This is a genomic window from Pantoea dispersa (assembly GCF_014155765.1).
Lineage (GTDB): Bacteria > Pseudomonadota > Gammaproteobacteria > Enterobacterales > Enterobacteriaceae > Pantoea > Pantoea dispersa.
This window is the reverse complement of the sequence record NZ_SCKT01000001.1, coordinates 383,393-394,652: the sequence shown is the minus strand read 5'-3', so window position 1 is coordinate 394,652 and position 11,260 is coordinate 383,393. Positions and strand designations below refer to the sequence as shown.

Annotated in this window: 9 protein-coding genes; 4 read left to right on the top strand and 5 right to left on the bottom strand. The window is 62.9% G+C overall.

Features of this window, described 5'->3' with window-relative positions; translation table 11 throughout:
- Window positions 1-12 precede the first annotated feature (12 nt).
- A complete protein-coding gene (locus tag H7K56_RS01885; protein WP_031279145.1) occupies window positions 13-1,167 on the bottom strand; it encodes an efflux RND transporter periplasmic adaptor subunit in 1,155 nt (384 codons plus the stop codon).
- A gap of 292 nt (window positions 1,168-1,459) precedes the next feature.
- Here H7K56_RS01885 and H7K56_RS01880 point away from each other — a divergent pair, with 292 nt between their 5' ends.
- From H7K56_RS01880 to H7K56_RS01870, 3 genes are all read left to right on the top strand, one after another.
- The gene (locus H7K56_RS01880; RefSeq protein ID WP_021506154.1) at window positions 1,460-1,810 is read left to right on the top strand and encodes a helix-turn-helix domain-containing protein; all 351 of its coding nucleotides are present in this window, start codon (window positions 1,460-1,462) and stop codon (window positions 1,808-1,810) included.
- Between the two features lie 87 nt (window positions 1,811-1,897).
- Entirely contained in the window at window positions 1,898-2,332 is a 435-nt protein-coding gene (locus H7K56_RS01875) for a ribonuclease domain-containing protein (protein ID WP_104092898.1), read from the top strand.
- 2 nt (window positions 2,333-2,334) lie between these two features.
- On the top strand, window positions 2,335-2,604 hold the full coding sequence (locus tag H7K56_RS01870; RefSeq protein WP_021506152.1) for a barstar family protein: 270 nt from the start codon (window positions 2,335-2,337) through the stop codon (window positions 2,602-2,604).
- On the opposite strand, the gene H7K56_RS01865 is transcribed toward H7K56_RS01870, so the two are convergent.
- The 4 genes from H7K56_RS01865 to H7K56_RS01850 form a co-directional block, all read right to left on the bottom strand.
- The gene (locus H7K56_RS01865) at window positions 2,605-4,977 is read right to left on the bottom strand and encodes a virulence factor SrfC family protein (RefSeq protein ID WP_150361392.1); all 2,373 of its coding nucleotides are present in this window, start codon (window positions 4,975-4,977) and stop codon (window positions 2,605-2,607) included.
- Window positions 4,974-7,946 carry a virulence factor SrfB gene (locus tag H7K56_RS01860; RefSeq protein ID WP_125309626.1) on the bottom strand — a complete coding sequence of 991 codons (2,973 nt, stop codon included), beginning with the start codon at window positions 7,944-7,946 and terminating at the stop codon, window positions 4,974-4,976. The genes H7K56_RS01865 and H7K56_RS01860 overlap by 4 nt, the downstream gene beginning before the upstream one ends.
- A 2-nt stretch (window positions 7,947-7,948) precedes the next feature.
- Entirely contained in the window at window positions 7,949-9,265 is a 1,317-nt protein-coding gene (locus H7K56_RS01855; RefSeq protein ID WP_182688957.1) for an SrfA family protein, read from the bottom strand.
- Between the two features lie 152 nt (window positions 9,266-9,417).
- Window positions 9,418-10,596, bottom strand: coding sequence for a benzoate/H(+) symporter BenE family transporter (locus H7K56_RS01850; protein ID WP_059008723.1), 1,179 nt, complete (start codon window positions 10,594-10,596; stop codon window positions 9,418-9,420).
- Between the two features lie 97 nt (window positions 10,597-10,693).
- Between H7K56_RS01850 and H7K56_RS01845 the strand changes: the two genes are divergently transcribed.
- The gene (locus H7K56_RS01845) at window positions 10,694-11,239 is read left to right on the top strand and encodes a helix-turn-helix domain-containing protein (RefSeq protein ID WP_150361061.1); all 546 of its coding nucleotides are present in this window, start codon (window positions 10,694-10,696) and stop codon (window positions 11,237-11,239) included.
- The last annotated feature ends 21 nt before the right edge of the window (window positions 11,240-11,260 follow it).

Below are 11,260 nucleotides of genomic sequence, written 5' to 3'. Positions count from 1 at the left end.
CAGTCTCGATTATTATTGAGCGGAGCGCATGGCCACCGGCTGCGCTTTTACCGGCATACCGGGCATGAACACTTTCTGCAGACCGTTGACAATGACCTTGTCACCTGGCTTCAGACCCTGCTGCACAATACGCAGGCCGTTAGCCAGATCGCCCAGCTGAACATCGCGGCGTTCGGCTTTGCCCTGCGCATCAACCACGTAAACGTATTTACGATCCTGGTCGGTTAGTACCGCGCGGTCGTCGACCAGCAGCGCGTTGAATTCTGCGCTGCCCGGCAGCCGCACGCGGGCAAACAGGCCTGGGGTAAACTGACGCTGCTGATTGTCGAGCGTGGCGCGCATGCGAATGGTGCCGGTGCTGGCGGTCAGCTGGTTATCGAGAAAATCGACGGTGCCGCGGTGCGGATAACCCTGTTCGCCGGTCAGCGCAATCTCTACCGGCAGCGAACCGCGGTTCTGGCCCTGACGCGCCATCGCCTGGTACTGCAGATAAATCGCTTCGTCGACGTCAAAGTAGACGTACATGCGGTCCTGCGAAACCAGCGTGGTGAGAACGCTGGCGCTGTCGCCGGCAGTCACCAGGTTACCGGTGGTGATCATCGCCCGGCTGGCGCGACCATCAATCGGCGCGGTGACGCGGGTAAAGTCGAGGTTCAGCTGCGCCATATCGACTGCCGCCTGGGCGGCCAGCACGCTGGCCTGCGCCTGACTGGCGGTCGAACGCCGCTGTTCCCACTCTTCGCGCGACACCACCTGGGTGCCGATCAGCTTGTCGGTACGGGCCGACTCGCTGCGGGCCAGCGCCGCCTGGCTACGCGCGCTGGCCAGTTCGGCCTGCGCCTGCTCCAGCGTGGCGCGGTAGGTGCGGTCATCAATGGTAAACAGCACCTGACCTTTCTTCACCTCATCGCCTTCGCGATAGTTAACCTGATCGATGTAGCCCGAAACGCGCGGACGCAGCTGCACGCTTTGCACCGCTTCAATGCGGCCATTGAAGCTATCCCACTGGCTGACTTTTTGTTGCACCACCTGCGCGACACTCACTTCGGGCGGAGGCGGCGGCGCATTTTGCGCCACACCGCGATCACAACCGGCCAGCAGGCTTCCCAGCAACATCACTCCTGACAGGCTTACGGCCCGACGAACCCCATATGTTTGCAGATGCATTGTTGTTATTCCGCGTTGGTGAAAAAGAAAGGAGACGTACGAAAAATCTGCAACTTTTAAGATTGCATTAAAACCACAGGAGTGTAGGCTTGGGCGAACTGCATCTGCAAGAATATCTGATACACTTTATGTGCGGTTTTGATCAATTCGTAACAGGTAGCGAAAGCCCCTACGGCGAGTGCGGCATTTAATGCAATAATAAAACTTGCATTAAGTGCGATAGTCAGTCACCCTTAAAGTGTAATTGCAACTGATACTGATACTGTTCGCCATGGCGACGGGAGAGAATGGGATGATGAGCGACGCTTTTATTCACGATCTGATCGACTGGATTGATAACAACATTGAAGCACGTCTGGATCTGGACACCGTAGCGGGGCGCGCCGGCTATTCGAAGTGGCACCTGCAGCGCATGTTCAAAGAGCACACCGGCTATCCGCTGGGTGAGTACATCCGGGCCAAGAAGCTGAAAAAATCGGCCGACCGCCTGACCACCACCAACGAACCGATCCTCAACGTGGCCATTTCGCTGGGCTTCGATTCACAGCAGTCGTTTAACCGCAGCTTCAAGCGCCAGTATGGCGTGGCACCGGGCGCATGGCGTCGTCACGCCGCGCACACCCCGAGCGCGATGCAGCAGTAAACCTCCGCCAGGGCCAGCCATGCTGGCCCGCGTTTTTCCCCGCCTGAAACCTGCTATTATCGGCGTCCTGCTTTTCAGGATGTCACTATGTCGAAAAAACTCTGGATTGGATTACTGTTTGCGCTGGTGGTTTGCTGGATCGGGCTGAAGCCCCATCTGAGCGGTACTGCGCCAGAAAAACAGACGGATATTGCACAACTGACCGATGCCCATCGCGTGGCGCGCTGGCTGCAGCAGCATCACCGTTTGCCTGATTTTTATCTCACCAAAAGCGCGGCACGTCGTCAGGGCTGGAACCCGGCGCAGGGCAACCTGTGTGAGGTGTTGCCAGGGCGGGCGATTGGCGGCGATCGCTTCAGTAACCGCGAACGGCGGCTGCCGATGCAGGCGGGGCGCCAGTGGTATGAGGCGGACGTCAATTATAACTGCGGCCACCGCGATGCCGATCGTCTGCTTTACTCTTCTGATGGGCTGATCTTTCTCACCACCGATCACTATCGCAGCTTCACGCCGGTACCCTGACTATGCTGACACTCCATTTTGATTTTCGCACGCTGGGCACGCGCCAGGCCTTTTATCAGGCGCTGGTCGAACAGAGCGGCTGCGGTGAATGCTTTGGCTACAATCTGGATGCGCTGTGGGACTGGCTAACCGGCGGCATGGCGCTGCCGGCAACGCTGCATCTGCAGCATGTCGCCGAGGTCAGCGCCAGTGCGGAGTTTGCCCCGGTGCTGGCGCTGCTGGAAGAGGCGGCGCAGCAGCTGGCGGGCGAGCTGCGCCTGATTACTCACTGACTACGCGTGCAGCGGCAGCAGCATAATCGCCAGCGTCTGACGTGCGCTGGCCGGTAAATCGCCGCCGCCGGTGTAGCCGTTATTCTCGACGATCAGCGAATTTAACCCCACCAGCCAGTCATAAATGTAATAGGCGGTGTGGTTAGCCGGCGCGGCAGACAGCCGCGTCAGACGCTGGCCTGACGAAAAGCTGACGCTGGGCGCCGGCGGGCGGGCGAAAATCGGGCTGCCGCGATTGACGCGACTCTGTGGCCGTTCACGTTCATCCCGCTGCAGGAAGCCGAGCCAGGCGACAAAGTCACCCAGCACCGTCATGGCACGCGACACCTGGCGATCGGTGCGCGCTTCATGGGCACTGGCCTGCGTCTCCGTTTCGTTGAGCGCGCTTTGCAGTTTGCTCAGCACCTGCAGACGGAAGCTGGCGGTAATCAGCTCCTCCACCAGCAGTTCCAGCGTTGGCTTGTCCACGTTGAGCAGCGCCAGCAGGCTCTGGCTCTCCGGCAGCTGACGCAGGTGCGCCAGCCACAGCGCGAACACCTGCTGAGGAAACTGCTGATCGCGCTGGCCGCTGCTGCTGCGCGGTTCGGCGGTGGTTACCGGCTCATCGTTAAACAGGTCAAACTCAAAACCAATACCAAAATAGCTCTGCTCCACCGCGGCCGGCTGACCGCCGGTGGACGGCGTGCTGCCGTGGCTCTGACTCAGCCACAGCTGGCGCACCGCTTCGCGCGACGGCTGCAGACGCTCAAGCAGCTCGCCATGCAGGCCGGTGCGATGCTGTAAACACTTCAGCAGCGTATCGGCGATGGCCTGTTTCCGCGCGGCCTGTTCCGGCGTGGCGCTGGCTTCGGTCCACGGCTGCAGACGCTCCACCAGTTTCTGCTGCAGCGTGCTGAGCTGTAGCGCCAGCCGGTCGCGCCGTGCCTCCGGCTGCATCTCATCCTGCAGCCAACTGCTCATGCGGTCGACGCCGGCGCGATCGCGCGCCAGCATGGAACCCCAGCTCTGGCCAGGCTGACCAATCTGCCGCTGTACCGCTTCATCGACGTTGATTTGCGACTGCTGATAGCGCGCATCGTGCGGCGTAATCGCCCAAATCAGGCGCGGCTTGTCTGCGCTGGCCGTCGCGCTCTGTTGCAGTTGCCACTCGCGCAGCGCGCTGGCGGCGAGATCCGCATCCTGACGCTGGCTGGCGGCGGTACAAATCAGCATTAAATCGATGCCCTGACGGGCGGCATAGAAGCCCGGCAGCAGGGCACGTTTCTGCTCCAGCAGACTGGCGCGCAGCGCATCACGCGCCTGCAGCCTTGCGCGCTCATCCTGCTGATCGCGATCGGCGGGCGTGCCCGGCGCGGGCAGTTCCAGCATATCGGCTTCGTCATACAGCGCCTGACGCGGCGTCGAACTGAGCGGCAGGGTGATTTCCAGCGTCAGCAGCGCCAGCCAGCCGAGCGGTACCGACTGCGGTTTGCCCACGCGGTTGGCGACAACCGGACACACTTCAATCAATTCGTTCAGGTCGGCGTCATGGCCGATGAGCTTTTCAGCGGGCAGCGAGGCGTCATCCACCAGCAGGCTGAGCGGCGCCAGCACGCGCGGCGCGTGCCGCAGCTGATGGCGCAGATGCAGCAGGCTGCGCAGGGTTTCATTTAGCGCCGGACGCTGCGGCCACAGCAGCGCAAACAGCTGCACGCGGTCGTCCACGTTGAGCCACGGTGCCAGCTCAATCGCCTGCGGCCAGAAATGACGGTCCAGCACCTCGGCGTGGTCGGGCTGGCGGCGATGCCACGCCCACAGCGTCACCAGCGCGTCGCTGTCGAGGCCGGGCTGCACCTCGCTCTGGCGATGGCGCTGCAGGCGCTGCAGCGCGGCATCAATCGCCGCGCTGTCCGGCTGGGTGTCCGCGCTGGCACAGGCCAGCATCAGACGAATCAGCTCGGCTTCGCTCAGCAGCGTCATCTCCAGCGGCCACGCGCCAGACTGCGCTTCACGCTGATGGCTGAAACGGGTGGCGATGGCAAAATCGAGATTGCCGGGATTGATGTGCTGAAAATAGTTCAGGGTTTTGTCGCCGAGACGGGCGATCAGCTGGCCCTGCGCGTCGCCGACCATTTCACTCAGCAGCCAGGCTTTACCCGCCTGCGACTGACCAAACAGCGCCAGGGTGACCGGCCGCGCCAGCTGTCGCGCCAGCGCGTGGCTTTCAACGCGGGCGCGCCGCAGCTGGAGCCGCAGCGTATCGGCTTCCAGCGCCAGACGCGGTGAGTGCGCCTGGTGGCTCTCCACCCAGTTCAGCGCGCCGTCAACCGTCTCCTGCAGCAGGCCCAGGCGTTTAGCAGGCGTCGCCGGCGTGGCTTTTTTGGCAGTTCTCATCGTTTACACACGCTCCCGCTGTCGATCCAGTATTGCGCATTGGCGTTGCCGGTGGCCGACAGCGTATTCAGTTTCAGACTCAGTTGCTCCAGCGGCACGCGCGTGCCATCGTCCATGCGCGCCTCGCTCAGCACCAGCCGCTCCGGGCCGAGGTTATCCGGGCCCGGTTGTACCGCCAGCCTGATGCGCAGCACGCTTTCGCCCGCTACCTGGCGCGCCAGCTGCGGATCGGTAATGCTCAGGCTGTAGAGCGGTGTCGCCGGCCAGCGGTCGTTCTCCAGCTGGCGGAAACCGAGGCAGACGTTACCGCGAATGCGGAAGCTGCTTTTACGGTCCAGCGCGAAGCTGTGGCTGTCGAGATCAATCTCGCTGTAGCACAGATTGTCATCGCTCAGCGTGGCGTTTTCATCCAGCACGCCAAGATAGCGAATGGTCGAGTAGGGTTCAAAATCGCCGGCGCGGAACCAGAAGCTGCTGAGACGCAGATCAAGTGCCAGCAGACACAGCATGGCACCGACCGCCGCGGTGGATTTCGGGTTATCAATGCGTCCCTGTTTGTTGAACGGATACCAGTCGCTGGTGTGATACCCCTCCAGCGACAAAATGCGGCTGCCCGGCAGCGGCTGCAAATGACGCACCAGCGCCTGAATGCCCGGGAAGCGCGACGGGCGACCGGTCAGCAGCAGCACATCGCACTGATAGAGGGAAACCACTTCGCACATGGCGCGCAGCGCCGGGATGATCGCCATCCGGTGCTGCAGAAACTCAGCATGCAGCTGCGCCATGCTCACCACCAGCGGCACGTCAAGCAGGTCGAAACGGCTGTCGCCGCCGAGCGTGCGCTGAATCTCTCCGTTGACAAACGCCAGCACGCTGCTGGCTGGCTTCTGCGGCACCAGCTCGCCAAACAGCGCGTTAATTTCGCTGTGGCTGTCGAGTGGATTCCAGTTTTCATAGCGTTCCAGTACCGCCTGCGCCAGCGGAATAAACAGCTGCAGGGTGACCTGCTGACGCAGCGTGGCCTGACCGTCCATGCGACTGTCGTGTCCAAACAGCTTGTTCATCAGCGGTTCCGCCAGCGCCAGGCCGGCTTTTTGCAGACTCTGCTGTAGCGCGGGCAGGATCCACAGCTGAATCACGTCCAGCAGAATGTCATCGCCGGCCACTTTAAACCCTTCCCGGAACAGCAGACGCGGGGTGATTTTCACGTTGTTGCCCTGACCATCATCCAGACGATACTGGGTGATGGCGAGATCGGTGGTGCCGCCGCCGATATCAATCGAGGCGATGCGCAGGCTTTTGCCCGGCAGCTCATCCGCTTCGCGCGGGCGATCCGGGCGCGCCATGCTGCTGAAGAAATCTTCCGCGCGACCGGCAAAGTTCACCTGGGTTTCGTTGAACAGCCACACCATCTGACCGCAGGTGGCTTCATCCCACTCCATCTGCACATCTGGTACCGGCCGCAGGCTGTGCGCCTGGCTGGCGGCGTCAAACGCGGCGTCGGCCGGATGCCAGCCTTCGGCTTTCCACACCAGCGCGATGGCTTCCTGCATGCGGCGACGGAAAATTTCCCGCTCCGGCTTCGGCATGGCCGACGGCAGCGTCAGGATCACATGACGCAGCTGGCGCGGCGCCTGGCTTTGCGGCATACGCTGGCGCTGGGCCACGCTGTTCATCTGCATCATGGCCTGCGCCAGCAGTTCACACAGCATAAAGGTCATCAGCGAGCTGCGGCTGTAGCTGGCAGAAAACACCGGCAGGCGGTCATCTTCCGGCAGGGCATGCAGCGGCTGCCCCTCATCGTTGAGCAACAGGGTAAACGGCAGCGCGGTGGCCTGCGGCTCGTCGCTGCCGCCGCTGGCGTTGAAGCGCCAGCCGGGCTGATAACGCGCTTCGTCCCATAAGTAGCGGCGCGGGCTGGAAAGGCCGGTGCTGCCCTCGGTGCCGGCGCGCTGCAGCGCCAGGCGGCTGGCTTCGCGACCGACGCGGGTCAGCGAGGGCCACATAAACGCGTTTTCGCGGCCGCTCTCAAGCGAGAAGTTGGCTTTGCCAAAGTGCGTTTCGGCAAACTCCAGTCGGCTGTCGAACAGCTCGTTGTAGACCTGATGCGGCTGCGACAGATCGCGCAGCTGCAGCTCATAGGTCTGGCGCAGGCCGTTGCTCTCTTCGGGGTGATCTTCCACCAGAATGCCGCAGGTGTGCGAGTTGCCGACGTCGAGAATGATATCCACGTTGACCGCCGGCGTTTGCGGTGAGGCCGCCTGGATAGTGATTTCTGCCAGATCGAGCTGTTCTCCCAGCAGTTCCAGCACGTTGAGATAGTGCGCCTGATATTCAAATTCGCGCAGCGCCTGGTTCACTTCCTGCTCGCGGCGTGATTCCAGCGCATACACCTGCTGGCTGAACGTCTCGCGCAGCCAGCCGTCAACCCAGGTGAGGTCGAGGAACTCGCCCAGTTCATAGTTATGCCACGCCAGCGCAAAGCTGACGCCGTTCTGCGCATCGGCTTTGCTCAACCCCAGCTGCTCACCGCCGTCCGCGTCGGCCACCAGGCGCGTATCGAAGGCGAGGGTGATGCGATGGGTATTGCCCGCCGCGTCGGGCTGGCTGAGCGGCGCAAGGCGCAGACGCGCCCAGTTATCCGGGCCACCGATAAAACGACGGCCGCTGGAACAGCGCAGCACCGGCAGCGGCAGCCACTGCCCGGCCAGCAGCGTCAGGGAATCGGCCAGCGCGATATCGGTCTCCGGGCGCACTACCTCAGCGGCACCGCCATCCTGCGGATAGAGCAGAAACTTGCCGCTGTTGCCATCAACGTTGAGGCGCAGCAGCGGACCATTGGCGGTCTGGCGCACAAACTGCCGCCGCGCCTGCAGCGCGGGCAGGCGCAAACCAAAATCAAGAAACTGCACACCGCTGTCTTCGATCAGCGTGATTTTCTGTTTGTCATCAATCAGGGGAGCCAACATGGTTACTTACTCTCACGCTTAATCGTCAACGGGAACACCTGATCGGCGCCATACTGCGCCGTACAGCTGGCAATGCCATCACCGGCTTTGCACACCAGCTCCGGCATGCGATAGCGTGATTTATCGCTGCAGCTGGCAGTATAGCGGCTGCGCACTACCATGGTGCCGGCGCTGGTCATGGCGGCGGTGACATCGGCTTTACAGCGAATATTGTCGCCCTGGGTAATCACTGCGCTGCCTTTACCGTTGCGGATCTGATAGCGCAGGCTCGGCGGCTTGCCGGTCGGCAGATTGGTCTGACGCAGCGTCACGCGCCAGGTACCATTGATAAATTTCACCGAGCCGAGGCGCGCGTCATCGGCCGTCATCACCAGATCGTCCGCTTTGGCCGGTTCGGTATGTTCCGCTACGACCTCCGGCGGTGCCGGTGGGGCAGCCGGTGCCGGCGCAGGCGTCACCGTCGCACTGCTGTGCGGCAGCGTGGCGGCCAGCGTCTGTGCTTTCGCCAGCATCGCCGGGGCCAGCGCGGGCGCGGCGCTGACCACAGGCGCGGTTTCGGTTTCTGCCGGCTGGACCGGCGCGTTGTGTAACCAGAAGGCCACACCCGCTGCGGCGGCAGCGGCCAGAGGCAGCACCAGCAGCAGCGGGCGCAGTGCGGATTTCTTCCGCGCGGGCGCGTCGGCGACAACGCTCAGCGGTGCGGGTTCGGGCTGTGGTTCGGGTTCCGCCAGCAGTTCCGGCTCGGGCTCCGCCACAACGGGGGCCTCAACCGGTTCAGGCGCAGCAGCCCTTTCTGGCTCCGGCGCGGGCACCACCAGCGGCGGCAGTTCTTCATCAAGGCTGTCGCGCAGGCAGGCCAGCGCATCATCACGCGTGCGCGCCTGCGGGTCGACAAAGCCCCAGAAGGTGATCACCGGCTTGCCATCCACCAGATAGACGTATTGCTGATCGGGAAACTGCAGCGTCTTCGCCAGCAGCGCCCCAAACAGACGCATCGCCGGATTGTCGGCATCCCGGGCGCGCAGGCTGAGCGCCTGCAAATCCTGCTGATTAAGGGTGAGCTGATCCAGAGCCTGACGCTTTTCGCGATCGCTGGCTGCCAGCCAGGATTTCACTTTGCCGCTGAATGGCGCGTACCAGTCAAGGCGGTCACCGCGCTCGTTGGCCTGCGGGATCGCGAGGCAGTTGGCCAGTGTCGTCTGGCGGCGCAAACGTAACGTTTCGCGAATTTGCAGGGCAGAAGCCCAGACCGGCTGGCCGTTCTCCCCCAGTGCCAGTAACGCGTCGAGATTACCGCTGCGCAGAAAAGTTTTTGCCACTCGTTGGGCCCTTATCGGTGGTTATCTGAAGCCAAACATCGGGTGTGATGGGCGATGGTAGTGATCTTAAGCCAAATGCGCCGCAATCAAACGGGGGAAAAAGGGGGGAAAACAGGGCGTTATTCCCCCACGGTACGCGGGGTGGTGAAATGTTAACCGTTCCGGCGCGGGCTGAGCAGCAAATGGGTGAGGACGCCCCCGATCAGGCCCCAGAACGCCGAGCCGACGCCGAGCAGGGAGATGCCGCTGGCGGTGATCAGAAATGCCACGATGGCGCTGTCGCGCTGCGCGGGTTCCGCCAGCGCGCGCTGCAGGCTGCCCGCCAGCGTGGCCAGCAGTGCCAGACCGGCCAGCGTAGCGATCAGCACCGGCGGCAAGGCGCTGAGCATCACGGCGATCAGCGCGCCGGTAAAGCCGGTCAGCAGATAGAACACGCCCGCCAGCGCGGAAGCCACCCAGCGGCGCGCCGGGTCCGGATCGACATCATCGCCCATGCAGATCGCGGCGGTGATCGCCGCAATACACACCGAAAAGCCACCGAACGGCGACAGCAGTAGCGCGATCAGGCCGGTCCAGCCGGTGAGCGCGGAGACCGGCGGCCGGTAACCATGCGCCTGCAGCGTGGCAATACCGGGCGCATTCTGCGACGCCATGGTCACCAGGAAGTAGGGCAAGCCGACGCCAATCAGCGCGGCAGGATTAAAGTGCGGCATGATAAATTCCGGCACGCTCAGCGTTAGCGCATGAGGCGGAAAGTGGATGGCGCGCTGACCCAGCGCCACCAGCACGCCCGTCACCAGCGCCAGCAGAATGGCATAACGCGGCAGCCAGCGGCGGCCCAGCAGCCATACCAGACACATGCTGCCGCACAGGGCAAAATGATCCGGTAAGCCGCTGAAGGTGCCGATGCCAAATCGCAGCAGAATCCCCGCCAGCATCGCGGCCGCCAGCGACTGGGGAATGTGGTTCATCAGCCGGGCAAACAGGCCGGTCACGCCGCTCAGCACAATCAGCAGATTGGTCGCGACAAACACCCCGACCACTTCATTCAGCGTCAGGCCGTGCACGCTGGTGGCCAGCAGCGCGGCACCTGGCGTCGACCAGGCGGCGAGCACCGGCATCCGCGTCCACAGCGACAGGCCGAGTGACGCCAGTCCCATGCCCACGCCCAGCATCGACAGCCAGCCGCCAATCTGCGCCGGTGAGGCGCCTGCAGCCTGCGCCGCCTGAAAGATCAGCGCCGCGGTGCTGCTGTAGCCGACCAGCACGGCGATCAGGCCGGAAATCAACATTGGAAAGGAAAAAGCCGGACGAACAGTTGCAGTGGTCATGGAATCACATCCTGTTGTGCGTTATAACGCACATTGTGGCACGCACGGTATGGCGCGCACAAGTGGTACACTGCGCGCCCGCTTTTCAGGAGAATTCATGGAAAATCTGCATCAACATCTCAGCCAGGCGCTGAAGCAGCTGCGTCAGGCCAATGGCTGGAGCCTGACGCTGGCGGCGGCGCGCACCGGCGTGAGTAAAGCCATGCTCGGTCAGATTGAGCGCGGCGAGTCGAGTCCAACGATCGCCACGCTATGGAAAATCGCCACCGGCTTTAATGTGCCGTTCTCCTTTTTTGTGCAGAGCGGGGCGCAGCCGTCGGGCGATGTGGCGACCTTCAGCCAGCCCAATGCACAAATGCAGGTGAAGCCGCTGCTGCCGTATGACGCGCGTTTGCGCTTCGATCTGCTGGAAGTGACGCTGGCAGCGGGCGCGCAAAGCGATTCGTCAGCGCACGAAAGCGGGGTGATTGAGCAGGTGGTGGTGCTGGAAGGTGAGCTGTTGCTGGGCATGGCGGGCAGCTGGCGTCGCCTGCAGGCCGGCGAGGCCAGCCAGTTCGCCGCCGATCAGCCGCACAGCTACCGCAATCCGCTGGCCAGCGCGTTGCGCTTTCATAGCCTGATACACTATTTGCAGCGCAGCTGAGCGGCGGGATGCGCAATTACA